Origin of the sequence: Rhizobacter sp. OV335, assembly GCF_900142965.1 — a bacterium.
Taxonomy (GTDB): domain Bacteria; phylum Pseudomonadota; class Gammaproteobacteria; order Burkholderiales; family Burkholderiaceae_C; genus Rhizobacter.
Map to the genome: position 1 here is coordinate 1 of NZ_FRCQ01000009.1, position 25,522 is coordinate 25,522.

Annotated in this window: 19 protein-coding genes and 2 riboswitches; of the genes, 7 read left to right on the forward strand and 12 right to left on the reverse strand. The window is 69.2% G+C overall.

The genetic code is table 11. The annotated features are described in order from the left end of the window. Positions 1 to 226 precede the first annotated feature (226 nt). The 5 genes from BUE42_RS11380 to BUE42_RS11400 form a co-directional block, all read right to left on the reverse strand. Positions 227 to 1,618 (reverse strand): L-serine ammonia-lyase, encoded by a 1,392-nt coding sequence (locus BUE42_RS11380; RefSeq protein WP_073465233.1) that lies wholly within the window; start codon positions 1,616 to 1,618, stop codon positions 227 to 229. 20 nt (positions 1,619 to 1,638) lie between these two features. After that, the gene (gene gcvP / locus BUE42_RS11385; protein ID WP_073465234.1) at positions 1,639 to 4,539 is read right to left on the reverse strand and encodes an aminomethyl-transferring glycine dehydrogenase; all 2,901 of its coding nucleotides are present in this window, start codon (positions 4,537 to 4,539) and stop codon (positions 1,639 to 1,641) included. A gap of 22 nt (positions 4,540 to 4,561) precedes the next feature. Further along, positions 4,562 to 4,936, reverse strand: coding sequence for a glycine cleavage system protein GcvH (gene gcvH, locus BUE42_RS11390; protein WP_047594784.1), 375 nt, complete (start codon positions 4,934 to 4,936; stop codon positions 4,562 to 4,564). A 46-nt stretch (positions 4,937 to 4,982) separates the two neighbouring features. Then, the gene (gene gcvT / locus BUE42_RS11395) at positions 4,983 to 6,131 is read right to left on the reverse strand and encodes a glycine cleavage system aminomethyltransferase GcvT (protein ID WP_073465388.1); all 1,149 of its coding nucleotides are present in this window, start codon (positions 6,129 to 6,131) and stop codon (positions 4,983 to 4,985) included. Between the two features lie 59 nt (positions 6,132 to 6,190). Further along, positions 6,191 to 6,302, reverse strand: a riboswitch (glycine riboswitch). A gap of 16 nt (positions 6,303 to 6,318) precedes the next feature. Continuing rightward, positions 6,319 to 6,403, reverse strand: a riboswitch (glycine riboswitch). A 33-nt stretch (positions 6,404 to 6,436) separates the two neighbouring features. Then, complete coding sequence (locus BUE42_RS11400; RefSeq protein ID WP_143171442.1) at positions 6,437 to 6,703, reverse strand: hypothetical protein; 267 nt, start codon at positions 6,701 to 6,703, stop codon at positions 6,437 to 6,439. A gap of 206 nt (positions 6,704 to 6,909) precedes the next feature. Between BUE42_RS11400 and BUE42_RS11405 the strand changes: the two genes are divergently transcribed. Both BUE42_RS11405 and BUE42_RS11410 read left to right on the forward strand, forming a co-directional pair. Next, positions 6,910 to 7,161, forward strand: a complete 252-nt coding sequence (locus tag BUE42_RS11405) for an AbrB/MazE/SpoVT family DNA-binding domain-containing protein (protein ID WP_073465389.1) — start codon at positions 6,910 to 6,912, stop codon at positions 7,159 to 7,161. After that, a complete protein-coding gene (locus tag BUE42_RS11410; RefSeq protein WP_073465236.1) occupies positions 7,158 to 7,553 on the forward strand; it encodes a type II toxin-antitoxin system VapC family toxin in 396 nt (131 codons plus the stop codon). Before BUE42_RS11405 ends, BUE42_RS11410 begins: the two co-directional genes overlap by 4 nt. A gap of 57 nt (positions 7,554 to 7,610) precedes the next feature. Here BUE42_RS11410 and BUE42_RS11415 read toward each other — a convergent pair whose 3' ends face one another. Then, positions 7,611 to 7,853 (reverse strand): AbrB/MazE/SpoVT family DNA-binding domain-containing protein, encoded by a 243-nt coding sequence (locus tag BUE42_RS11415; protein ID WP_073465237.1) that lies wholly within the window; start codon positions 7,851 to 7,853, stop codon positions 7,611 to 7,613. Positions 7,854 to 8,100: 247 nt separating this feature from the next. Here BUE42_RS11415 and BUE42_RS11420 point away from each other — a divergent pair, with 247 nt between their 5' ends. Beyond that, positions 8,101 to 8,457, forward strand: coding sequence for a hypothetical protein (locus BUE42_RS11420; RefSeq protein ID WP_073465238.1), 357 nt, complete (start codon positions 8,101 to 8,103; stop codon positions 8,455 to 8,457). 276 nt (positions 8,458 to 8,733) lie between these two features. Here the strand turns inward: BUE42_RS11420 and BUE42_RS11425 are convergent, their stop codons facing one another. The 5 genes from BUE42_RS11425 to BUE42_RS11445 all read right to left on the reverse strand — a co-directional run bounded on the left by BUE42_RS11425 (position 8,734) and on the right by BUE42_RS11445 (position 19,804). Continuing rightward, entirely contained in the window at positions 8,734 to 10,143 is a 1,410-nt protein-coding gene (locus tag BUE42_RS11425; RefSeq protein ID WP_073465239.1) for an efflux transporter outer membrane subunit, read from the reverse strand. Then, positions 10,140 to 13,331: an efflux RND transporter permease subunit gene (locus tag BUE42_RS11430; protein ID WP_073465240.1), complete on the reverse strand. Its 3,192-nt coding sequence runs from the start codon at positions 13,329 to 13,331 to the stop codon at positions 10,140 to 10,142. Before BUE42_RS11430 ends, BUE42_RS11425 begins: the two co-directional genes overlap by 4 nt. Continuing rightward, positions 13,328 to 16,480 carry an efflux RND transporter permease subunit gene (locus BUE42_RS11435; RefSeq protein ID WP_073465241.1) on the reverse strand — a complete coding sequence of 1,051 codons (3,153 nt, stop codon included), beginning with the start codon at positions 16,478 to 16,480 and terminating at the stop codon, positions 13,328 to 13,330. The genes BUE42_RS11430 and BUE42_RS11435 overlap by 4 nt, the downstream gene beginning before the upstream one ends. Before the next feature lie 12 nt (positions 16,481 to 16,492). Further along, entirely contained in the window at positions 16,493 to 17,932 is a 1,440-nt protein-coding gene (locus BUE42_RS11440; RefSeq protein ID WP_073465242.1) for an efflux RND transporter periplasmic adaptor subunit, read from the reverse strand. Between the two features lie 186 nt (positions 17,933 to 18,118). Beyond that, positions 18,119 to 19,804: an electron transfer flavoprotein-ubiquinone oxidoreductase gene (locus BUE42_RS11445; protein WP_073465390.1), complete on the reverse strand. Its 1,686-nt coding sequence runs from the start codon at positions 19,802 to 19,804 to the stop codon at positions 18,119 to 18,121. Between BUE42_RS11445 and BUE42_RS32140 the strand changes: the two genes are divergently transcribed. Beyond that, a complete protein-coding gene (locus tag BUE42_RS32140) occupies positions 19,803 to 20,057 on the forward strand; it encodes a hypothetical protein (protein WP_143171443.1) in 255 nt (84 codons plus the stop codon). The genes BUE42_RS11445 and BUE42_RS32140 overlap by 2 nt on opposite strands. 263 nt (positions 20,058 to 20,320) lie before the next feature. On the opposite strand, the gene BUE42_RS11450 is transcribed toward BUE42_RS32140, so the two are convergent. After that, entirely contained in the window at positions 20,321 to 21,448 is a 1,128-nt protein-coding gene (locus BUE42_RS11450; protein WP_073465243.1) for an NADH:flavin oxidoreductase/NADH oxidase, read from the reverse strand. A gap of 144 nt (positions 21,449 to 21,592) precedes the next feature. Between BUE42_RS11450 and BUE42_RS11455 the strand changes: the two genes are divergently transcribed. From BUE42_RS11455 to BUE42_RS11465, 3 genes are all read left to right on the forward strand, one after another. Beyond that, positions 21,593 to 22,375 (forward strand): SDR family oxidoreductase, encoded by a 783-nt coding sequence (locus BUE42_RS11455; RefSeq protein WP_073465244.1) that lies wholly within the window; start codon positions 21,593 to 21,595, stop codon positions 22,373 to 22,375. Next, entirely contained in the window at positions 22,372 to 23,037 is a 666-nt protein-coding gene (locus BUE42_RS11460) for a YceH family protein (RefSeq protein WP_235002273.1), read from the forward strand. The genes BUE42_RS11455 and BUE42_RS11460 overlap by 4 nt, the downstream gene beginning before the upstream one ends. Positions 23,038 to 23,109: 72 nt before the next feature. Further along, positions 23,110 to 25,518 (forward strand): transporter substrate-binding domain-containing protein, encoded by a 2,409-nt coding sequence (locus BUE42_RS11465; protein ID WP_083614077.1) that lies wholly within the window; start codon positions 23,110 to 23,112, stop codon positions 25,516 to 25,518. Positions 25,519 to 25,522 lie beyond the last annotated feature (4 nt).

Consider the following 25,522-nt stretch of genomic DNA (forward strand, 5'->3'; position numbering starts at 1 on the left):
GGGACGGGGCGCCGGAGCTGGCTGGTTTGATGGCCCCGCGCGCAGCGCGATCGTGAACTGACTGTCGCCGACTGTTTGACCACAACGAACGAAGTGAGTGGCGGGAGTTTCGGCGACGGGCCATCAAACCAGTCAGCGGAGGGAAGTCGATGCGCCCCCGGGGGGCGCATCGACCGCACCGTCCGGCGCACCACAGCCTCCCCGCACGCGCCTTCCGCACGCGCCGTCAACACTCCACGATGTTCACCGCCAACCCGCCGCGCGCCGTTTCCTTGTACTTCGTCATCATGTCCGCGCCGGTGTCGCGCATCGTCTTGATGACCTTGTCGAGGCTCACGTGGTGCGTGCCGTCGCCGCGCATCGCCATGCGGGCGGCGTTGATCGCCTTCACCGACGCGATCGCGTTGCGCTCGATGCACGGGATCTGCACCAGCCCGCCCACCGGGTCGCAGGTGAGCCCCAGGTGGTGCTCCATGCCGATCTCGGCCGCGTTCTCCACCTGCTCGGGCGTGCCGCCCAGCACCGCGCACAGCGCGCCCGCCGCCATCGAGCACGCGACGCCGACCTCGCCCTGGCAGCCGACCTCGGCGCCGCTGATCGACGCGTTCTCCTTGTAGAGGATGCCGATCGCCGCGGCCGTCAGCAAAAAGTCGACGATGCCGGCCGGCGTGGCGCCCGCGACGAAGCGCGCGTAGTAGTGCAGCACCGCCGGCACGATGCCGGCCGCGCCATTGGTCGGTGCCGTCACGACGCGCCCGCCGGCCGCGTTCTCTTCGTTGACGGCCAGCGCATACAGGTTCACCCAGTCCAGCACCTGCAGCGGATCGCGCAGCGCCGCCTCGGGGTTCGATGACAGCTGCCGGTGCAGGTCGGCCGCGCGCCGCCGCACCTTGAAGCCGCCGGGCAGCACGCCGTCGGTGCGCGAGCCGCGCACCACGCAGTCCTGCATCACCTGCCAGATGTGCAGCAGCCCGGCATCGATCTCCGCATCGCTGCGCCAGTGCCGCTCGTTGCGCCGCATGATCTGCGCGATGCTGCAGCCCTCGCGCTTGGCGATCAGCAGCAGGTCGGCGCCCGAATGGAAGGGCAGCGGCAGCACCGTGGTGTCCGGCGCCAGCACCTTCTGCTTGCTGCCGTCGGCCGCCAGCTCCTCGCTGACGACGAAGCCGCCGCCCACCGAGTAGTACGTGCGAGCCACCAGTTCGGCACCCTCCGCGTCGTACGCGGCGAAGCGCATGCCATTCGCATGGAAGGGCAGCGTCTGCCGGCGGAAGAAGACCAGGTCGGTCTTCTCGGTGAACGTGATCGCGTGCTCGCCGAGCAGGCTCAGCTGCTTGCTGCCGCGGATCGCGTCGAGGTGCGCAGGGATCGCATCCGGATCGATGCGGTCCGGCTCATGCCCCGCCAGCCCGAGCAGCACCGCCTTGTCGGTGCCGTGCCCCTTGCCGGTCGCGCCGAGCGAGCCGTACAGCTCGGCCAGCACGCGGGTCACGCGCGGCAGCAGGCCATCGTGCTGCAAGCGCAACGCGAACAGCCGCGCCGCGCGCATCGGCCCCACGGTGTGCGAGCTCGACGGGCCGATGCCGATCTTGAACAGGTCGAAGACCGACACGGCCATGGGGCGTCCTCAGGTTGAGATCACGAGTAGTCGGACAGCGGCGGGCAGCTGCAGAACAGGTTGCGGTCGCCGTAGACGTTGTCCACGCGCCCGACCGGCGACCAGTACTTCTGCTTCTTCAGGCTCTTCACCGGAAAGGCCGCTTCCTCGCGCGAATACGCATGCGGCCACTCGGTCTTCATCAGCGCGCCGGTGGTGTGCGGCGCGGCCTTCAGCGGGTTGTCGTCCTGCGGCCACTGCCCTTGCTCGACCTTGCGGATCTCCTCGCGGATCGCGATCATCGCGTCGCAGAAGCGGTCCAGCTCGACCAGCGGTTCGCTCTCGGTCGGCTCGACCATCAGCGTGCCGGCCACCGGGAAGCTCAGCGTCGGTGCATGGAAGCCGTAGTCGATCAGGCGCTTGGCGACGTCTTCGGCGCTCACACCCGAGGTCTCCTTCAGCGGGCGCAGGTCGAGGATGCACTCGTGCGCGACGCCGCCTCCCTTCACGCCGGCGATGTTGCCGCTGTAGTGGATGTCGTAGTGATCGGCCAGCCGCGCGGCCACGTAGTTCGCGCTCAGGATCGCGGTCTCGGTCGCGGCCAGCAGGCCTTCGGCGCCCATCATCCGCACGTACATCCAGCTGATCGGCAGCACCGCCGCATTGCCCAGCGGCGCAGCCGAAACGGCGCCCACTTGCTGTTCAGTGCCGATGCCCGCCGCGCGGTGCGCCGGCAGGAACGGCACCAGGTCGGCCGCGACGCACACCGGGCCGACGCCCGGGCCGCCACCGCCGTGCGGGATGCAGAAGGTCTTGTGCAGGTTCAGGTGGCTCACGTCGCCGCCGAACTCGCCCGGTGCGGCAATGCCGACCAGCGCGTTCATGTTCGCGCCGTCCACGTAGACCCGCCCGCCATGCTGGTGCACCAGCGCGCACAGCTCCTTCACACGCGTCTCGAACACGCCGTAGGTGGACGGGTAGGTGATCATCACGCAGGCCAGGTTCGCGCTGTGCTGCTCGCACTTGGCCTTCAGGTCGGCGAGGTCGACGTTGCCGTCGGCATCGCACTTCGTGACGACCACCTGCAGCCCCACCATCTGGGCGCTGGCCGGGTTGGTGCCGTGCGCCGATTCGGGGATCAGGCAGATGTTGCGGTGGCCTTCGCCGCGCGACTTGTGGAAGGCCTTGATCACCAGCAGCCCGGCGTACTCGCCCTGCGAGCCGGCGTTGGGCTGCAGGCTGATGCCGGCATAGCCGGTGGCCTGGCACAGCCAGTCGCGCAGCTGCTGGTCGAGCAGCGCGTAGCCGGCCAATTGGTCGCGCGGTGCGAACGGGTGCACGTTGGCGAACTCCGGCCAGGTGATCGGGATCATCTCGCTGGTCGCGTTCAGCTTCATCGTGCAGGAGCCGAGCGGGATCATGCTGCGGTCGAGCGCGAGGTCCTTGTCGGACAGGCTGCGGATGTAGCGCAGCATCTCGGTCTCGCTGTGGTGCGTGTTGAACACCGGGTGCGACAGGAAGGCGCTGCGGCGCGCCAGCTCGGCCGGCACCAGCGCGGCAATGCCCTTCTCGCTGCGCGACCACAGTGCCGTGCCGTCGAACGGGCGAGACGGCACGATGCGCAGCAGCGTGTCGATGTCGCCGCGGGTGGTGGTCTCGTCGAGCGTGATGCCCACGCTCGCGGCCGACGCGCGGCGCAGGTTGAAGCCCGATTCGCGCGCGGCCTGCAGCACGGCCTCGGTGCGGCCGCCGGTCTGCACCTGCAGCGTGTCGAACGCGCTCTCGTGCGCCAGCGTGCAGCCGGCTTCCTTCAGGCCGGCCGCCAGCACCGCGGTGTAGCTGGCGACGCGGCCGGCGATGCGCTTCAGGCCTTGCGGGCCGTGGTACACGGCGTACATGCTGGCGATCACCGCCGGCAGCACCTGGGCCGTGCAGATGTTCGACGTCGCCTTCTCGCGGCGGATGTGCTGCTCGCGCGTCTGCAGCGCGAGGCGGTAGGCCGGGTTGCCGTGCACGTCGACGCTGACGCCGACGAGGCGGCCGGGCATCGAGCGCTTGAACTCGTCCTTCGTCGCCATGTAGGCGGCGTGCGGGCCGCCGTTGCCCATCGGCATGCCGAAGCGCTGCGTGTTGCCGACCGCGATGTCGGCACCCATCTCGCCGGGCGGCGTGATCAGCGTGAGGGCCAGCAGGTCGGCCGCGACGATGGCCAGGCCACCAGCGGCATGCACCGCGGCGATGACCGGTGCCAGGTCCCGCACGACGCCGTTGACGCCGGGGTACTGGAACAGCGCGCCGAAGGGCTTGTCCTTCGCCGCATCGGCGGCCGGGCCGGTGACGACCGCGAGGCCCAGCGGCTCGGCGCGCGTGCGCACCACCTCGAGCGTCTGCGGCAGCACGTCGTCGGCGACGAAGAAGGTGCTGCTCTTGCTCTTGCCGACGCGCAGCGCGAGCGTCATCGCCTCGGCCGCGGCGGTGGCTTCATCGAGCATCGACGAGCCGGCGATGGCCAGGCCGGTCAGCTCGCAGACCATGGTCTGGAAGTTGACGAGCGCTTCCATGCGGCCCTGCGAGATCTCGGCCTGGTAGGGCGTGTAGGCGGTGTACCAGGCCGGGTTCTCGAGGATGTTGCGCAGGATGACGCCCGGCGTGAGGGTGCCGTGGTAGCCCTGGCCGATGAAGCTCTTGAGCACCTGGTTGCGCGCGGCGATGCCCTTCAGCTCGGCCAGCGCCTGCGCCTCGGTCAGCGCGGCCGGCAGCTGCATCGGCACCGGGCGGGCGATCGCGCGCGGCACGATCGCGTCGATCAGCGCGCGGCGCGACGCGGCACCGATGGCCGACAGCATGTGCCGTTCATCCGCCTCCTCGATGCCGATGTGGCGGGCGACGAATTCGGTGGGGTTCTCGAGGGCGCCCAGGGGCGTGGCGGCGGACATCAACATGGCGCGTTTCCGGGTTGCAGGATCAGGCGTTCTTGACCAGTTCGTCGTAGGCGGGCTGGTCCATCAGCTGGTCGAACTCGCCCATGTCGGTGACGTGCACCTTGAAGAACCAGCCGTTGCCCAGCGGGTCGCTGTTGGCGAGCGACGGGTCGGCGCGCAGCGCCTCGTTGACCTCGACGATCTCGCCGGCCACCGGCATGTACAGGTCGGCGGCGGCCTTCACCGATTCGACGACGCCGGCGACCTCGCCCTTCTTGAAGCTGCGGCCGACTTCCGGCAGGTCGACGAAGACCACGTCGCCCAGCGCGTCCTGCGCATGGATCGTGATGCCGACGGTGGCGGCTTCGTGGTCTTCGATGTTGATCCACTCGTGGTCGGGGGTGTACATGGTCGTCATCGGGGGCTCCTTGGGGGCGAGGTCAAAAAAGGGGGTGGAAGAACAATCAACCGCGGAAATAGCGGTGCGGCGAGAACGGCATCGGCGCGACGCGCATCGGCTGCCGCTTGCCGCGCACCTCGGCGAACACCTCGTGGTGCGGCAGCGCATGGTTGCCGGCGAGGTAGGCCATCGCGATCGGCTGGTCGACGCTGGGCGACAGCGTGCCGCTGGTCACGTGGCCGAGCTTGTGGCCCTGGGCGTTGACGATGGTGGCGCCTTCGCGCACCGGCACGCGCTCGAGGCCGAGCAGGCCGACGCGCTTGTTCGTGGGGCCGTGGGCGAGCTGGCCGTCGATGACGCTCGAACCCGGGTAGCCGCCGGCACGCGCACCGCCGGAGCGGCGCACCTTCTGGATCGCCCAGGTGAGGCCGGCCTCGACCGGCGTGGTCTTCTCGTCGATGTCGTGGCCGTACAGGCACAGGCCGGCTTCCAGGCGCAGCGTGTCGCGTGCGCCGAGGCCGCAGGGCTTGACTTCGGGCTGGGCGAGCAGTGCACGGGCCAGCGCCTCGGCCTGGTCGGCGGCGACCGAGATCTCGAAGCCGTCTTCGCCGGTGTAGCCGGAGCGGGTCACGAAGCAGTCGGCACCGGCCAGCGTCAGCGCGCGGCCGGTCATGAAGGTGAGGGTGGCGGCATCGGCATTCAGCCGGGCCAGCGCCTTGACGGCCTGCGGGCCCTGCAGCGCGAGCAGCGCGCGCTCGGGCAGCGCCTGCACGGTGCACTTGTGGCCGATGTGGGTCACCATGTGCCTGATGTCGGCGTCCTTGCAGGCGGCGTTGACGATGACCAGCAGGTCCGTCTCGCGGCGCGTGATCATCAGGTCGTCGAGGATGCCGCCGCTGGTGTTGGTGAAGAAGCCGTAGCGCTGCTTGCCGACGGCGAGGTCGACGATGTCGACAGGCACCAGCGATTCGAGGGCCTTCGCGGCGTCGGGCCCGACCAGGCGGACCTGGCCCATGTGAGAGACGTCGAACAGCGAGGCGGTGCTGCGGCAGTGCCGGTGCTCGGCGATGATGCCGCCGGGGTAGTTCACCGGCATCTCGTAGCCGGCGAAGGGCACCATCTTGGCGCCGAGTTCGAGGTGAAGTGCGTGGAGCGGGGTCTTGAGCAGGGGGCTGTTCGTTGACGAGGACAGCGGCAGGTCGAGTGCGGACATGGTCTTCTCCGAGGGCATTCACCGGTCCAACGTGTCGCCATGCCGGCCGACGCGTTGGGGATGCCCTCTCTGTCCGCTTTACCTGAGAGATTGGCAGCCCCCGGATCCCGGTTGACCGCTTGCCCCTTCGGTGGACTCACTCGGGGTGAGCCTCTCTCCAGCGAGGAACGCCCCTCGCGGGGCGCTTGCCAGTCCTTTTGCCTGAGCGTTCGAGCCGGCATCGCTGCCGGTCCTGCGCCTTCGGCGGCTTCGCTTGGAAGCTCTCTCCTGGCGGCGCGAGTTTAGCTCGGAAAGAGCCGGTTTCGTCAGCGGCCGGTGGCGCCGGTCGGAACGATCATGCGGCTGGTGCCGTCGCGAATGCGCTCGGCATCGGCGCGGGCGGCCTCGATCTCTTCGGGCGTCATCGGACGGCAGGTGCCGCGGCGTGCGATGTTGCTGCCGATGGAGGCTTCGGCGGGGCACTTCGGGGCCGCAGCGGTCTGCTGGGCGGGCGCGGTTTGCGGCTTCGGCGCGGGGTCGGAGGCACAGGCGGCCAGCAGCGCGCACAGGGCAGCCAGGGGGATCAGTCGCATCATTTTTTGGGATGGGGAGGGAGGGGTTGTCGAGGAGATCGCGCGGGCGCGATGCACGAATCGACAGGATACCGGGTTGGGTTGCACGGAAGCAAACGTGATGCGTCGAGCTGGGTCGACTGGTTCTCGATGCCTTCGAGCGCATCGGTTTCTCGGTAAGGCAATTTTGCATTACGATGGAATCATCGATGAACGGAGATGACACCATGAGCACACTGACCGTCACGACGCGGGGCCAAGTGACTTTCCGCAGAGAGGTGCTGCAGCATCTGGGCATCCAGCCCGGCGAGAAGATCGAACTCGATTTGCTGCCGGACGGTCGGATCGAGCTGAAGGCCGCGCGGCCTACGGGGTCGATTGAAGGCTTCCTCGGCTTGCTCGCAGGCAAGACGACGAAGGTGGCCACGATCGACGAGATCAACGAGGCGGCTGCCGGGGGCTGGGCAGGCCGGAAATGAAGATCACCGTCGACACGAACGTGCTGGTGCGCGCGGTCGTGCGTGACGATCCGAAGCAGGCGCGCGTCGCCGACAAGGTGCTCAAGGAGGCGACGCTGATCGCGGTGTCGCTCCCCTGCCTGTGCGAGTTCGTCTGGGTGTTGCGCAAGCTCTATCGGTTTGACGAAGCATCGATCGCCACCGCCATCCGGGCACTGATCGCCACCGAGAAGGTGGCGGTGAACCGACCCTCCGTCGAGGCCGGCCTTGCGGTTCTCGATGCAGGCGGCGATTTCGCGGACGGCATCATGGCCTACGAGGGGAGTTGGCTCGGCGCCGAGACCTTCGTGTCCTTCGACAAGCAAGCGGTGTCGCTGCTCACGCGACAAGGGCAGGCCGCGCGCTTGCTCTGACAGAGCCTCGGCAGCCCATTGCTGTTCTGTAGCCCGGATGCCAATCCGGGGCCCTGGTCATCGGCGCCAGGCCTTCACGTCGTCAATGCTGATGCTCGAGCCCTTGCCGCCCTTTGACTTCAGCATGCCCGCCATGTCTCGCAGCGAGCCTGTCTTCGCTCGCACGACCAAGCTGCCGTCGGGCATCAGGTGCCAGACGAGACGTGTGCCTTCGCGGAGGCCGAGTTGTTCTCGGACTTGTGCCGGGATTGTTGTGCGGCCTTTGGCGGTGACGATGGAGTCGGGCACGATGCTGTTCATTCGAAGAATTCAGACGCCGGTTGTACCAGCTCTCGCGATAGCTCGGAGCTGTCCTTTCACATCAAGCGGAGAGCCTCGCTCGACTTCTTGCCGCGAGCCAACCTCACTCAGGTGGACCGCCAACGGAGGGTCTGCACAAAGACGGTCGTACTTCTCGAGGAACGGGATGGCCCTCGACGTCACAGACACTTTGGACGGCAGTGCTTGAATCCTTCCTCGCTGTGCGGCCTTACTCCTTCTCCAAATCATGAAGTTCCACTTTCCATTCTCTTCCCCAAAGTCTCATGTCGTCAGCCAGCAGGCAGCGCTGAAAAAGTTTTCGGAATTCGGCAATCGCGCCGAGACGCTCCCGCTCAAAGTCCGCATGGTGAAGGTCAAGGCCTTGGGCGCACTGAGGATTCAGCTCAACGCTGACCTGAAAAAGATCGGCAGGGCGTCGCATTCCGAACGCTTCAAGAGTGAGCTGGAGGCCGTGTGTGCGAATTTCAAAGTCGACATCGAGGCTGCCGTGGCCCGTGGCGACAACGATGCTTTTGCGGAAACGCTCGGCGCGCTGTATCGCTCGTACGATGGAGCGTGTGGCGGATTGACGAGGCCGACCTGAACGCAGCTCGGGGCGACTTGAACTCGACAACTGAGCCAGCGGCCGTCTCGTAGCAGATGGTTCGGATGTCAATCCTGCGAGGGCAAATTCGCGCCACCACGGATTGGCCTGCGACTGCGTAGCCCGGGTGCCAACGGGATCAACCCTCACTTGTCCGCTGTCACGGCCGAGGGGGAGTAGGGCAGTGCCACAAAGGCGCGTGCGGCGAGTCACAGCCTCCCCGCGCGCGCCTTTGCCGCACCGATGCGCTGCCCCCGACCCCGATTGTCATCCGGACTACTTCCAGCTCGCATGCCACCCACCGCCCATCGCCTGGATCAAGCCGATCGCCGCCAGCTGCTGGTCCACCTGCAGCTGCACCAGCGCGCGCCGCGCGCTCAGCGCCGATGACTGCGCGCTCGCCACCTCCAGGTAACTGACCTGCCCGGCGCGATACCGGTTCAGCGTCTGCACCTCGGTGTCGTCGGCCGCCTTCGAGGCCTGCTGCCGCAGCGGCGATTGCTCGGCCAACATCCGCACCAGCGACAACTGGTCCTCCACCGCACCCAGCGCCGCGAGCGTCGTCTGCCGGTAGCGGGCCACCGCCGCATCGCGGCTCGCCTCGGCGCCTTCCACGCGCGCCCGCGTCGCGCCCGCATCGAAGATCGTCTGCGCCACCGACACCCCCAGCGACCACAGGTTCTGGCTCGCGTTGAACAACTGGCTCGCCGCGCTGCTTTGCTGCCCGTACGAGCCGCTCAGCGACACACTCGGAAAGTACGCGCTGCGCGCAATGCCGATCTGCGCATTGGCCGACGCCACGCTGCGCTCCGCACCGGCGATGTCCGGCCGGCGCTGCAGCAGCTCCGACGGCACCACCAGCGGCACCGCCGGCACCGTCATCTGCCAGGCGGCGGGCGGCAGCGCGAACTGCGCCGGCGCCTTGCCCACCAGCACCGCAATCGCATGCTCCAGCACTGCGCGCTGGCGGCGCAGCGTCGCCAGGTCGGCCTGTGCGTTCGCGAGCTGCGTCTGCGCCTGCAGCAGGTCGCTCTTCGGTGCGATGCCCGCGTCGTAGCGGTTCTGCGTGATCGTCTGCGAGCGCGTGAAACTCTCGACCGTGCGCGTCACCACGTCGACCTCGGCATCGGCCTCGCGCAGCGAAAAATAGTCGGTGGCCAGCGCCGCCTGCGCCGACAGCCGCGCCGACGCCAGGTCGGCCTCGCTGGCCTGCGCGGTCGCCGTCGCGGTGTCGACGCCGGCTTCGAGCTTGCCCCACAGCGGCGCCTCCCAGCTCGCGCCCAGGCCCACTTGGTAGGTGTTGCCGGTCGACGTGCGCGCGCCGCCGCCGGAGCGCGTGGCGCCGCCGCTCAGGCTGACGTTCGGGAAGAACGAGGCCCGCGCCTCCTTCACCAGCGATTGCGATTGCGCATAGCCGGCCACCGCGGCCGCGATGTTCTGGTTCGACACCTCGACCTGCCCGGCCAGCGTGTTCAGCGTCTCGTCGCCGAACAGCGTCCACCACGGTCCGCGGTCCAGAGCATCGGCCGGCGCGGCCGGCAGCCAGCCCTCGGCCGCGGCCGGCACCTCCTTGTAGCCGGCTGGCAGCGCGGTATCCGGCACCTGGTAGCGCGGGGTCACCGAGCAGCCGGCCAGCAGCACGGCCACAGCGAAGGGAGTCAGTCGCGAAGTTGTGCGTGAAGTCATGCTTGCAGTGCGGCGTCATGGCCGCGGCTCAGATGGCGCTCGTCCGCGCCGCGGCGGCGCAGCTTGTCGAGCAGGAGGTAGACGACCGGTGTGGTCAGCAGCGTCAGCAACTGGCTGGCGATCAGCCCGCCGATGATGGCGACGCCCAGCGGCTGGCGCAGCTCGGAGCCTTCGCCGAAGCCGATCGCGAGCGGCAGCGCGCCCAGGCCTGCGGCCAGCGTCGTCATCAGGATCGGGCGGAAGCGCAGCAGGCAGGCCTCGCGCACCGCGTCCAGCGGCGACAGCCCGCGCGAACGCTCGGCCTCGAGCGCGAAGTCGATGATCAGGATCGCGTTCTTCTTGACGATGCCGATCAGCAGGAACACGCCGATCAACGCAATGATCGAGAACTCCATGCGGAACATCAGCAGCGCCAGCACCGCGCCGACACCGGCCGACGGCAGCGTCGACAGCACCGTGATCGGATGCACCAGGCTCTCGTACAGCACGCCCAGCACGATGTAGATCACGACGATCGCCGCCAGGATCAAGAGCGGCTGCTGCGCCTGCGAATCCTGGAAGCCGCGCGCCGTGCCCGCGAAGCTGCCGCGCACGTTGGCCGGCATCGCGATGTCGGCTTCCGATTGCTTCACCGCCGCCTGCGCGTCCGACAGGCTCACGCCGTCGGGCAGGTTGAACGACACCGTGGTCGCGAGTTCGCCGTCCTGGTGGTTGATCGAGGTCGGCGTCGCGCTCTCGGTGAAGCGCGCGAGCGTCGACAGCGGCACCATCGTGTTCGCGGTGTTGCTCAGCGCCGAGCCACCCGAGGCATCGCGCAGCGCCGGGTTCACCGACAGCGTCGCGGTGGTCGCTGCACCCGTGCCGGCCTTGCGCGGGATGTACACGTCGTTCAGCGAGGTCGGGCTGCGCGTCAGGCTGCGCGCCGCCTCCATCACCACGTGGTACTGGTTCAGCTCGCCGTAGATGGTGGCCACCTGGCGCTGGCCGAAGCTGTCGTACAGCGCGTTGTCGACATCGCGCGTCGTGATGCCCAGCCGCGCCGCGGTCGCCTTGTCGATGTCGACGAAGCTCTGCACGCCGTTGTCCTGCTGGTTGGTGTCGACGTCGGCCAGCTCTTCCTTCGTGCGCATCTGGTCGGCCAGCTTCAGCGCCCAGCTGCGCAAGTCGGCAATGTTGTCGCTCTTCAGCGTGTACTGGTAGGTCGAGTTGCTCGCGCGGCCGCCGGCCCGCAGGTCCTGCACCGGGTTCAGGAACAGCTGCACGCCGGTCACGGTGGCCAGCTGCGGGCGCAGCCGCGCGATCACCGCCTGGCCGCCGTCCTTGCGCTGGCCGGCCGGCTTCAGGTTGATGAACATGAAGCCGCCGCCGGCCCGCCCGCCGCCGGTGAAACCGACCACGGTGTCGACCGCCGGATCGGCATGGATGATGTCGACCAGCTGCTTCAGCTTGCCCTGCAGCGCCTCGAACGAGATGCTCTGGTCGGCCGCCAGCCCGCCGTTCAGCTGGCCGTTGTCCTGCTGCGGGAAGAAGCCCTTCGGCGTCGCCTGGAACAGGTAGACGTTCAGGCCGATCACCGCCAGCAGGATCAGCATCACCAGCGCCTTGCTGTGCAGCGCCCAGTCCAGGCTGTGCTCATAGCCGCGCAGCACGCCGGCGAAGATGCGCTCCGAGAACCTCGCCAGCCGGCCGGGCGGCTTGCGGACCGGGCCGCCCGGCTTGAGCAGCCAGGCGCACATCATCGGCGTGGTGGTCAGCGAGATCACCAGCGAGATCAGCACTGCCACCGACAGCGTCACCGCGAACTCGCGGAACAGCCGGCCGATCTGCCCGCTCATGAACAGCAACGGGATGAACACCGCCACCAGCGACAGGCTGATCGACAGCACCGTGAAGCCGACCTCGCGTGCGCCCAGCAGCGCGGCCTCGAAGCGGTCCATGCCGGACTCGATGTGGCGGCTGGTGTTCTCGAGCACGACGATCGCGTCGTCGACGACGAAGCCGGTGGCCACGGTCAGCGCCATCAGGCTCAGGTTGTTCAGGCTGTAGCCCAGCAGGTACATCACGCCGAAGGTGCCGAGCAGCGACACCACGGTGGCGACCGCCGGCACGATGGTGGCGCGCAGGCTGCGCAGGAACACGCTGACGACCACGACGACGAGCAGCACCGAGATCACCAGCGTGCCCTCGATCTCGCGCAGCGACGCGCGGATCGAGTTGGTGCTGTCGGAGGCCACCTGCAGCGCGATGTCGCTCGGCAACTGCGCCTGCAGCTCGGGCAGCAGCGCGCGCACGCCGTCGACCGTCTCGATCACGTTGGCGCCGGGCTGGCGCGTCAGCAGCACGATCACCGCCGGCTGGCCGTTGAACAGGCCGAGCGTGCGCACGTTCTCGACACCGTCGCTGACCCTGGCCACATCCGAGAGCCGCACCGCCGAGTTGTTGCGCCAGGCCACCACCAGCCCGCGGTAGTCGGCGGCCGTGCGCCCCGGTGCCGGCGTGTAGATCTGCATGCGGCGCTCGCCGTCCTCGATCGCGCCCTTCGGCCGGTTCGCGTTCGAGGCCTGGATCGCGGCGCGCACGTCTTCGGAGCTGACGCCGAAGCGGTTCAGCGCGAACGGCAGCAGCTCGACGCGCACCGCCGGCAGCGAGCCGCCGCCGAGCTCGACGTCGCCGACGCCGTCCACCTGGGCCAGCTTCTGCTGCACGATGTTCGACACCGCGTCGTAGATCTGCCCCGGCGTGCGGGTCTTCGAGGTCAGCGCGAGGATGATGATCGGCGCGTCCGACGGGTTCGCCTTGCGGTAGGTCGGGTTGCTGCGCAGCGTCGACGGCAGGTCGGCGCGCGATGCGTTGATGGCCGCCTGCACCTCGCGCGCCGCGCCGTCGATGTTGCGGCTCAGGTCGAACTGCAGCGTCACGCGGGCCGAGCCGGTCGAGCTCGACGAGGTCATCTCGTTGACGCCGGCGATCGTGCCGAGGTGCCGCTCCAGCGGCGTGGCCACGCTGCTGGCCATCGTGTCGGGGCTCGCGCCGGGCAGCGAGGCGCTGACCGAGATGGTCGGGAAATCCACCTGAGGCAGCGGCGCCACCGGCAGCACGAAGAACGCGCCGATGCCGGCCAGCGCCATGCCGATGGTCAGCAGCACCGTCGCGATCGGCCGCGTGACGAAGGGCCGGGACAGGTTCATCCGGCCGCTCCATCAGGGACTGCGGCGGCGCGGCGCACGCGCCGGCCGAGGCGGTCGAAGCCGAGGTAGATGACCGGCGTCGTGAACAGCGTCAGCACCTGGCTGACGATCAGCCCGCCGAAGATCGACAGGCCGAGCGGCATGCGCAGCTCGGCTCCTTCGCCGCCGCCGAACATCAGCGGCAGCGCGGCGAACAGCGCCGCCAGCGTCGTCATCAGGATCGGCCGGAAGCGCAGCAGCGCCGCCTGGTGGATGGCCTCGCGCGGCGACTTGCCCTGGTGGCGCTCGGCGTCGATCGCGAAGTCGATCATCATGATCGCGTTCTTCTTGACGATGCCGATCAGCAGGATGATGCCGATGATGCCGATCACGCCCAGGTCGTTGCCCGACAGCATCAGCGCGAGCAGCGCGCCGACGCCGGCCGACGGCAGCGTCGACAGGATCGTCAGCGGGTGGATGTAGCTCTCATACAGCACGCCGAGCACGATGTAGACGCAGACCAGCGCCGCGAGGATCAACCACAGCTCGTTGGCGAGCGAGGCCTGGTAGGCGCCGGCCGCGCCGAGGAAGGTCATCGTCACCGAGGCGGGCAGCGCGATGTCCTTGGCCGCCTGCTTGATCGAATCGACCGCATGGCCCAGCGATTCGCCGCTGGCGGTGTCGAAGCCGAGCGTGGTGGCCGGGTACTGCGCGACGTGCGTCACCTGCAGCGGCGCCGGCTTCTCGCGGATGGTCGCGATCGCCGACAGCGGCGTCGCCTCCCCCGAGCTGGTGCGCAGGTTCAAGAGGCCCAGCGTCTGCGCGCTGTTCACCAGGCCCGGCTGCGCCTCGAGGATCACGCGGTACTGGTTGGTCTCGGTGAAGATGGTCGAGACGATGCGCTGGCCGAACGCGCTGTACAGCGCGTCGTCGATGGCGCTGGCGGTGATGCCCAGGCGCGACGCGGTGTCGCGGTCGATGTCGATGTAGGCCGACATGCCTTGTGCGCCGGCATCGGTCACGATGTTGCGCACCTGCTTCACGGTGCGCAACTGGTCGGCCAGCTTGTGCGCCCATTCGGCGACGATGTCGCTGCTGACGCCTTCGAGCGACACGCGGTATTCGGTGGGGCCGGATTCGGCGTCGATCGTCAGGTCTTGCGTCGGCTGCAGGTACAGCGTGACGCCGGCCACCTTCTGCACGCGTTCGCGCAGCCGGTCCATGATCTGCGCCTGCGTGCCGCTGCGCTTGGCGCGCAGGTTGATCAGCATGCTGCCGGTGTTCAGCATCGTGTTGTTGGCCGCGTCGACGCCGGTGAACGAGCTCAGGCTCGCGACATCGGGGTCGGCCAGCACGGCTTGCGCGGCCTTCTGCTGCAGAGCAGCCATTCGGCTGTACGACACGTCTTGCGCGGCCTCGAGGCGGGCCTTCAGCTGGCCGGTGTCCTGCGTCGGGAACAGGCCCTTCGGGATCACCATGTACAGCACGACGGTCAGCGCGAGCGTCGCGGCGGCCACCAGCAGCGTCAGCGCCTGGCGGTCGAGCACCCAGCCGAGCCAGACGTCGTAGCGCGCGATGAAGCGGTCGAACAGGCGCTGGAACGCGGCGCCGAAGCCCTTGGCATGCCGCGGGTCGCCGTGCGCGGTGTCATTCGACTTCAGCCAGCGGCCCGACATCATCGGCACCAGCGTCAGCGACACCACGGCCGAGATCAGGATGGTGATCGCGAGCGTCACCGCGAACTCGCGGAACAGCCGGCCGACCACGTCGCCCATGAACAGCAGCGGGATCAGCACCGCGATCAGCGAGACGGTCAGCGAGATGATCGTGAAGCCGATCTGCGTCGCGCCCTTCAGCGCGGCCTCCATCGGCGGCTCGCCTTCCTCGATGTAGCGGGCGATGTTCTCGATCATCACGATCGCGTCGTCGACGACGAAGCCGGTGGCGATGGTCAGCGCCATCAGGCTCAGGTTGTTCAGGCTGTAGCCGAGGAGGTACATCACGCCGAAGGTGCCGATCAGCGAGATCGGCACCGCCAGGCTCGCGATCACGGTGGCGCGCAGGCTGTGCAGGAACGCGAAGATCACGATCACCACCAGCAGCACCGCCAGCAGCAGCTCGAACTCGACGTGCTTGACCGATGCGCGGATGCCGGTCGTGCGGTCGCTCAGGATGCTGACGTTGACGCTGGGCGGCAGCCCGGCCTGCAGCTCGGGCAGGCGCTGCTTGATGCCGTCGACGGTGGCGATCACGTTGGCGCCGGGCTGGCGCTGCACGTTCAGGATGATGGCCGGCACCAGCGGTCGCGCCTCGGGGTTGGCGACGCAGTCGGCGCAGTCGATGCCGGCCCACGCGCCCAGCCGCACGTTCTCGGCGCTGTTGACGACCTGGGCCACGTCGGCGATGCGCACCGGTGCGTTGTTGCGCCACGCGACCACCAGCGACTTGTAGTCGTCGACCGTCAGCAGCTGGTCGTTGGCGTTGATGCTGTAGGTGCGGGTCGGGCCGTCGAAGCTGCCCTTGGCGCTGTTCGCGTTGGCGCCGGTGATGGCGCTGCGCAGCGTGTCGATGCCGATGCCGTACGACGCGAGCGCCTGCGTGTCGGCCTGGATGCGCACCGCAGGCCGCTGGCCGCCGCTGAGCGACACCAGGCCGACGCCGCTGACCTGCGACATCTTCTGCGCGAGCCGCGTGTTGACGAGGTTCTGCACCTCGGTGAGCGGCAGCGAATCGGAGGTGATCGCGAGCGTCAGCACCGGCGCGTCGGCCGGGTTGACCTTGGCGTAGACGGGCGGTGCGGGCAGGTCGGCCGGCAGCAGCGAGCCGCCGGCGTTGATGGCGGCCTGCACCTCTTGTTCAGCGACGTCGAGCGTCTGGCCGAGCGAGAACTGCAGCGTGACGATCGACACGCCGGCAGCGCTCGACGAGCTCATGCGCTGCAGCCCGGGCATCTGGCCGAACTGCTTCTCGAGCGGCGCGGTGACGGTGTTCGTCATCACCTCGGGGCTGGCGCCGGGGTAGAGCGTCTGCACCTGGATGGTCGGGTAGTCGACCTGCGGCAATGCGGCCAGCGGCAGGAACTTGAAGCCCACCAGGCCGGCGAGCACGATGGCGACCATCAGCAGCGAGGTCGCTACCGGTCTTTCAATGAACGGACGTGACGGACTCATGAGCGGTCCGGCTTATTGCTGTTCGGTCTGTTCGCGGCGTTGGCGGCGGCGCTCGCCCCAGGCCCCGGAGGCGCCGGAGGCGAAGCCGGCGGGCGCCGAGGCGCCATCGGCGGCGGCGCGCGGGCTGCGCTCGCCACGCGGACCCGACGCGCGGCGGCCCGGCGGGAACGCGCCGGCCGGGCCGGAGGCGCCTTGCGCACCCGAGGCGGCGCGGTCGGCCGACAGCGTCACGCGGGCGCCGTCCTTCAGCCGGTCGGCGCCTTCGGTGATGACCTGTTCGCCGGCTTCGAGCCCGGTGGTGATCGACACCTTGTCGACCGTGGCCTGGCCGCGCGTGACCGTGCGCTGCTGCACGGTGCGGTCGGGCTGCAGCACGTAGACGTAGTCGCCGTCGCGGCCGTTGCGCAGCGCGGTGATCGGCACGACGACGGCGCCCTTCACGGTGTCGAGCAGCAGGCGCACGTTGACGAACTGGTTCGGGAACAGCGCGCCGCCCTCGTTCTTGAAGCGGGCCTTCGCACGCACGGTGCCGGTGGTGGTGTCGACGAGGTTGTCGAAGGTCGAGAAATCGCCGCTGTCGAGCTTGTTGGTGCGGGTGCGGTCGTAGGCGGCGACCGGCAGCCGTGCGCCGGTGGCCACGCGGGCCTGGATCGCGGGCAGGCGGTCCTGCGGGATCGAGAACGCGATGTCGATCGGCTCGGTCTGCGTGATCACCGCGATGCCGGTGGCGTCGCCGGACGAGACGAGGTTGCCTTCGTCGACGCTGCGCAGCCCGATGCGGCCGCCCACCGGCGCGGCGATGCGGGTGTACGCGAGGTTCAGGCGCGCGGTGCCTTCGGAGGCCTTGTCGGTCATCGCGGTGCCTTCGAGCTGCTTCACGAGCGCGGCCTGGGTGTCGACGTCCTGGCGCGCGATGGAGTCCTGCGACAGCAGCGTCTGGTAGCGCTTCAGCGTGACGCGCGCGGCATCGAGCTGGGCCTCGTCGCGCAGGCGCTGGCCGCTGGCCTGCAGCAAGGCCATCTCGAACGGGCGAGCGTCGATGGTGGCGAGCAACTCGCCTTTCTTGACGACTTGGCCCTCTTTGAAGAGCACCTTGGTCAGCACGCCCGAGACCTGCGGGCGCACGGTGACGGTGGCGGCGGGGGTGACGGTGCCGAGGGCCTCGATCAGCACCGGCAGCTCGGCCTGGGCGGCGGTGGCGACGCCGACGGTGGTGGCGCCGGCACCGCGGCGGCCGGCAGCTCCTCCTGGGCCGCCGGGTCCGCCCGGGCCACCGGGGCCACCGGGGCCGGCCATCGCGCCGGCGGGTGCTGCGGCGGGCCGGTGGGTGAGGTACCAGGCGAGGCCGCCCAGCAGGGCCAGGCCGATGATCGCGATCAGCGTTCCCAACCAGCGCCGGCGCGGGGCGGCAGGGAGGGTTGGCGTGGTGGCGTCTTTCGGCGTGTGGTCCATGGGCATGGGCAGCATTCAGTGGGTGATGCGTCGGCGGATGCGCGACTGTGCCACTTGTGCAAGGCGGTCCGTCGGCGGCTGGGTGCCTCGGCACATGGCGTGCCCGCATTCCAACCGGTCAACGTTGCCGGCTTGTTGCTGCCCCGTGCCCCGGTGTCAACCTGGGGCCCCGGACTGGCGTCCGGGCTACATGCCCGCGTAGTTCGGCCCGCCGCCGCCCTCGGGTGCGACCCACACGATGTTCTGCGTCGGGTCCTTGATGTCGCAGGTCTTGCAGTGCACGCAGTTCTGCGCGTTGATCTGCAGGCGGTCGGCGCCACTCTCGTTCTTCACGAACTCGTAGACGCCGGCCGGGCAGTAGCGGGCCTCGGGCCCGGCGTACTTCGCGAGGTTGATGCCGACCGGCACGGCCGCGTCCTTCAGCGTCAGGTGCGCCGGCTGGTTCTCGCCATGGTTGGTGTTGCTGATGAACACGCTGGAGAGCTTGTCGAAGGTCAGCTTGCCGTCGGGCTTCGGGTAGTCGATCTTCGGGCACTCGGCCGCCGGCTTCAGACGCGCGTTGTCGGGCACCGTGCTGTGGATCGTCCACGGCGGTGCCTTGAAGCCGAGCTTGGGCAGCAGCCACAGCTCGATGCCGTTCATGATCGACGACAGGAACAGCCCCTTCTTCATCCACTGCTTGGTGTTGCGCGAGGCCTGCAGCTCTTCGTACAGCCAGCTCTTCTCGAAGGCCTGCGGGTAGGCGCTCAGCTCGTCGTGCTGGCGGCCCGACGTGACGGCGTTGAACGCGGCCTCGGCGGCCAGCATGCCGGTCTTGATCGCAGCGTGGCTGCCCTTGATGCGCGAGAAGTTCAGGAAGCCGGCTTCGCAGCCGACCAGCGCGCCGCCGGGGAACACGAACTTCGGCAGGCTCATCAGCCCGCCGCAGGTGATGGCGCGCGCGCCGTAGCCGATGCGCTTGCCACCTTCGAGGCAGGCGCGGATGGTGGGGTGGGTCTTCCAGCGCTGCATTTCCTCGAACGGGCTGAGCCAGGGGTTGCTGTACTCGAGGCCGGTGATGAAGCCGAGCGTGACCTTGTTGTCTTCCATGTGGTACAGGAAGCCGCCGCCGTAGGTGCTGTTGTCCATCGGCCAGCCGAGCGAGTGGATGACGTGGCCGGGTTTCGCCTTGGCGGGGTCGATCTCCCACAGCTCCTTGATGCCGAGCGCGTAGGTCTGCGGATCGCGGCCGTCGTCGAGCTTGAAGCGCGCGATCAGTTGGCGGCCGAGCTGGCCGCGCGCGCCTTCGGCGAACACGGTGTACTTGGCATGCAGCTCCATGCCGAGCTGGAATTCGCCGGTCGGTTCGCCGTCCTTGCCGACGCCGAGGTTGCCGGTGGCGATGCCCTTGACCGAGCCGTCGCCGTTGTAGAGCACTTCGGTGGCTGCGAAGCCGGGGAAGATCTCGACGCCGAGCGCCTCGGCCTGCTGGCCGAGCCAGCGCACGACGTTGCCGAGGCCGACGATGTAGTTGCCGGCGTTGTGGAGGCTGGCGGGGATCAGGAACTGTGGCGTGCGCAGCGTGCCGGTCTGGCTGAGGAACAGCATCTCGTCGTGCGCGACGGGCTGGTTCAGCGGGGCGCCGAGTTCCTTCCAGTTGGGGAACAGCTCGGTGAGGGCACGCGGGTCCATGATGGCGCCGCTCAGGATGTGGGCGCCGGGCTCGGAGCCTTTTTCGAGCACGACGACGGAGATCTCCTTGCCTTGGGCCGCGGCCAACTGCTTCAGCTTGATGGCGGTCGCCAGGCCGCCGGGGCCGCCCCCGACGACCACGACGTCGTACTCCATGGATTCACGCGGGCCGTGTTGCTCGAGGATGGCTTCGGGGGTCATGTCGTTCCTTGTGTCCTGGGCGCGGCGCGCGGCGGCGGCGCTTGTCTCGGTGCGCGGCATTGTATCGACGCTCGATGCGGAAAAGAACGATCGTTCTTTTCTGACATTGCCGGGTCTCGCCCCGGCGGGCGAGTCACTTTCATTTGGGGCTCAAATGAAAGTAACCAAAGCAAAGAGCCTCAATGCAACACCATACGGTTCGTTCTGGCCCGCTGCGGACAACACGGCCACGCCGTTGAGGATCCAACCTTGATTGGGATTGTTGCCCTCCCGACCCTACGCGCCTCGCTTCGCATCGGCGCCCGAGCTACAGGCCAACAATCCCAATCAACGGACGATGTGCAGCGGCGTGGCCGTGTTGTCCGCAGCGGGCCAGAACGAACCGTATGGTTTTCCAGGCGCCTTTGCTTTGGTTACTTTCATTTGGCAAGGCAAATGAAAGTGACTCGCCCGCCGGGGCGAGACCCGGCAGCAGCCTCACGCAGTGAACCACCCCCCGGGAAGGGGGAAAAGCGCCTACCGTCCGCCGAACGGTACGCCCGCCAGCACGTCCGCATGGCCCCGCGGCGCAGACCGCCCGTACTGCGGAGGTGGAGTCACTTGCCCGCCCAGCTCGGCCGCTGCGTGCCACACCCACCGTGGGTTCCAGAGCATCCCTCGGGCGAGCGCCACCATGTCGGCGTCGCCATCCACCAGGATCTGCTCCGCCTGCGCCGGCTCGGTGATCAGCCCGACCGCCATCGTTGGCAGCCCGGTCGCCTCGCGCACCGCCCGTGCGAACGGCACCTGGTAGCCGGCTCCCAGCTTGATCTGCTGCTGCGACGTGATGCCACCCGACGACACGTCGATGAAATCGCAGCCGTGCGCCTTCAGCGCCTTCGCGTAGTCGACGGTCTGCTCCAGCGTCCAGCTCGGCACACCGCTGTGCTCCATCCAGTCGGTCGCCGACACGCGCACGCCCAGCGGCTTGTGCGCCGGCCACACCGCGCGCATCGCATCGAACACCGCCAGCGGCAGGCGCATCCGGTTCTCCAGGCTGCCGCCCCACTCGTCGGTGCGCTGGTTGCTGATGGGCGACAGGAACTGGTGCATCAGGTAGCCGTGCGCGCTGTGCATCTCGATCACGTCCAGTCCCAGCCGCTGCGCTCGCTCGGCCGCCTTCGCGAACTGCGCGATCACCGTGTGGATGTCGGCCTCGCTCATCGCATGCGGCGGCGCCTCTTCCGGGCGCTGGCGCACCGCCGACGGGGCCCATGGCGTCCAGCCGCCGTCCTGCGGCGTGATCAACTGGCCACCCTTCCACGGCGGCGCACTCGAGGCCTTGCGGCCGGCATGCGCCAGCTGGATGCCGATGGCGCCCTTGGCATGCGGGCGGATCGCCGCCAGCACCCGGGCCAGCGCGGCTTCGTTTTCATCGCTCCACAGCCCGAGGCAGTCGGGCGTGATGCGGCCCTCGGGGCTGACCCCCGTCGCCTCGATCAGCGTCAGCGCGGCACCACCCTGGGTCATCGTGCCGAGGTGCATCACGTGCCAATCGGTGGCCGATCCATCCTGCGCCGAGTACTGGCACATCGGCGCGACGATCACGCGGTTCGGGAGGTGGAGCTCGCGCAGCGCGAGCGGGCGGAACAGGGTGGGGTTCATCGGACTCCTGGCGGCAATTCGGGGAAGGGATCGGTCATTGAAGCGCGGTGGCTTCGTGCTATCTTGCCCCACACCTTTCGCCGCCGCAGACCCCGGGCCTTTGGCGGACGCATGCCACACCGAACGAATCCAGGAGCCAGGAACATGAGCTACAGCATCGATCTCTCCGGCCGCGTCGCGCTGGTCACCGGTGCCTCCAGCGGGCTGGGCACCCAGTTCGCGAAAACCCTCGCCAATGCCGGCGCCGCCGTCGTGCTGGCCGGCCGCCGCGTCGAACGTTTGAAGGCGCTGCGCGCCGAGATCGAGGCCGGCGGCGGCGTCGCCCACGTCGTCAAGCTCGACGTCACCGACCACGACAGCATCAAGGCCGCCATCGCCCACGCCGAGACCGAGATGGGCACGCTCGACATCCTCGTCAACAACTCCGGCGTCAGCACCACGCAGAAGCTGACCGACGTGACGCCCGACGACTACGACTACGTGATGGACACCAACACCAAGGGCGCGTTCTTCGTCGCGCAAGAAGTGGCCAAGCGCATGCTGGCACGCGCCAAGGGCGCGGCGCCCGGCACCTTCACCGGCGGGCGCATCGTCAACATCGCGTCGATGGCCGGGCTCAAAGTGCTCGGGCAGATCGGCGTCTACTGCATGAGCAAGTCGGCCGTCATCCACATGACGCGTTCGATGGCGCTCGAATGGGGCCGCTACGGCATCAACGTCAACGCGATCTGCCCCGGCTACATCGACACCGAGATCAACCACCACCACTGGAAGACCGAGCAGGGCAAGAAGCTGATCGACATGATGCCGCGCAAGCGCATCGGCCAGCCGCAAGACCTCGACGCCGTGCTGATGATGCTGTGCGCGAACGAGAGCCACTTCGTCAACGGCGCGGTGGTGCAGGCCGACGACGGGTTCGCGGTGTGAGCCTGCGGCCCCTGACCCTGCTGGAGGCGCGGGCGCTCGGCGTGCTGGTCGAGAAGGCCGCCACCGTGCCCGACAGCTACCCGCTGTCGCTGAACTCGCTGGTGGCCGGCTGCAACCAGAAAACCGCCCGCGACCCGGTGATGAACGCGACCGACGCCGAGGTGCAGTCGGCCGCCGACGCATTGAAGGCGCTGAACCTGGCCTTCGAATCCAGCGGTTCGCGCGTCAGCCGCTACGAGCACAACTTCGCCCGCGCGCTCGCGCTGCCGTCGCAATCGGTCGCACTGCTCGCGGTGCTGATGCTGCGCGGGCCGCAGACGGCGTCCGAGCTGCGCGGCAACTGCGAGCGGCTGCACCGCTTCGCCGACACCTCGTCGGTCGAGGCCTTCCTCGATGAACTCGCGACGCGCGCCGACGAGAAGGGCGGCCCGCTGGTCGTCAAGCTGCCGCGCGCGCCCGGGGCCCGCGAGGCGCGCTGGACGCACCTGCTGAGCGGCGCCGTCGATGCGTCGGCGATGCCGGTGGCGGCGAGCGACGACGATTTCGTCGCCACCAGCGAGCTGGCGGCCTTGAAGGCGCAGCAGCTGAGCCTGAAGCGCGAGGTCGACGACCTGCGGGCGCTGGTGGAGCGCCTGTACCAGGAATTGGGTGTCGGCCGGTAGAACCGAAACGACGAAACGACGAAAACCACGAATTGGCGTTGGCGAGCCGGTCGACGAACTGAGCGGAGTCTCATGAGCGGAGCGAGGACGTGGTGCCACAGGCTGGCGGCCGTGATCGGCCTGGCCGCTGCGTTCATCCACCTGCCGGCCGCGACCCAGCCGCTGGCCTCCACGCTGCGGCTCACCGACGCCGAGCGTGCCTGGGTGGCCGAGCACCCGGTGGTGCGCATCGGCACCTCGCCCGGGCTGCCGCCGTATTTCACGTTCGATGCCAGCGCGGTGCGACCGCAGGGCTACGTGATCGAGCTGATGGACCTGCTGGCCGAGCGCACCGGGCTGCGCTTCGACTACCAGCGCTCGCCCAGTCAGGCCGTGCTGATGGAGACGCTGGCGCGCGGCGAGCTCGACGCGGTGGCGTTCACGCCGGCGCCGGCCGATGGCCAAGGCGCCTTCCTGCACACCCGGCCGATGCTCGGCGCGAACATGGTGCTGGCGGTGCGGCGCGACATCTCCGACGTGTCGCCGGCCACCGAGTTCGGCGGCTACCGCGTCGCGGTCGAGGCGGCCTCGGCGGCCGACGGGCTGCTGGTGTCGCGCTTCCCCGGCGCGCAGGTGCAGCGCTACGACAGCGCCGAGGCCGCGTTGCGCGCGGTGGCGTCGGGCGATGCCGACCTGTACATCGGCTACCGCCACGTCGCGGTGCACTACATCGAGAAGAACCTGCTGGCCAACGTGCAGGTGCGCGGCGGCTTCGGCCCGGGGCTGACGGCGCTCGGGCCGGCGGTGCGGCGCGACCTGCCGCTGCTGCACGCGGTGCTCGACAAGGCGATGGCCTCGGTGACGCAGAGCGAGCAGGCGCAGCTGGCGCGCCGCTGGCTGCCGGACGATGGCGACGGCGTGCCGCGCGGCGCGGTGCTGACCGATGCCGAGCGGCGCTGGGTCGATGCGCACGGCCGCATCCGGGTCGGCTACGACGCGGCCTTCGCGCCGATCACGCTGCGCAACGACCTGACGCAGCTGCGCGGGCTCGGCGCCGACTTCATCCGCCTGGCGACCAGCAAGGTCGGCGTGACGATCGAGAGCGAGACCGGCGGCAGCTTCGCCGAGATCTACCAGCGCGGCCTGAAGGGCGACATCGACGTGCTGGTCGGCGCCGCGCGCACCACGCAGCGGCGGCAGGATTTCGACTTCGTCGGCCCGTTCCTGCGCGTGCCCACCGGCATCGTCACGCGCAGCCCGGACGGCCCGCTGGTGACCCGCCTGGGCGAGGTCGGCCACATGCGCATGGCCTTGCTGCAGGACCACTTCCTGATCCCGCAGCTGAGCAGCCGCTACCCTGCGATCCAGTTGCTCACGTTCCCGACGCAGGAGGGCGCGTTGCAGGCGGTGGCCGAGGGCCGGGCCGACCTCGCGATCGGCAACCTGAAGGTGGTGAACCAGCTGATCAACGACGGGCTGACCGGCCGCGTGCGCGTGACCGGCACGCTGAGCGATGCCGACAGCGAGCTGTACTTCGCGGTGCGGCGCGACCTGCCGGAGCTGTCGCACCTGCTGCGCAAGGGGCTCGATGCGGTGAGCGCGAGCGAGGCGGCCGACATCGAACGCCGCTGGCTGCTGGGCAGCGGCACGCTGAGCATGAGCCGCGATCAGGCGGTGCGCCTGGGCGCGCTGCTGCTGGCGACGCTGCTGGTGCTGCTGACCTGGTTGCTGCTGCTGCGGCGCGGCAACCGGCGCTTGCGGATGGCGCGGCAGATCGAGCGCGATGCACGCCGGCTGGCCGAGGACAGCACCGCGGCGCGCGGCCGCTTCATCAGCTACCTGACGCACGAACTGCGCGGCACGATCGGCGCGATCGGCACCGGCGCGCAGATGCTGAAGGAGAACCTGCCGCCCGAGCGCCGGCAGCGGCTGGCCGATGCGATCAGCGAATCGGCCGAGGGGTTTCGCAGCCTGCTCGAGACGACGCTGCAGTACGAGCAGCAGCTGGAGCGCCGGGTCGAGCTGCAGCTGGCGCCGACCGAGTTCGCGGTGCTGTGGCTGCAGATGATCGCGCCGCTGGAGTTGAGCGCGCAGGGCAAGGGCCTGGGCTTCCACGCGACGCTGGAAGCCGACGGCGCGGCGCGCGTGCTGGTCGACGCGCAGCGGCTGCGCCAGGTCGTCAACAACCTGGTGGGCAATGCGATCAAGTTCACGCGCGAGGGCGAGGTGACGGTGCAGGGGCGGCTGAAGGGCGAGGGCAGCGCGGTGCAGCTCGAGCTGGACGTGTGCGACACCGGGCCGGGGCTGACCGACGAAGACCGGCTGCGCCTGTTCCAGCCGTATGCGCAGGGCGTGCAGGGTCAGAAGCTGCGGCAGGGCGCGGGGCTGGGGCTTGCGATCACGCGGCAGATCGTCGAGGCGATGGGCGGGCGGATCAGCGCCGAGGCAGCGCCGGGGGGCGGGGCGGTGTTCCGCGTCAGCGCGACGGTGGTGCAGGCTTGAGCCG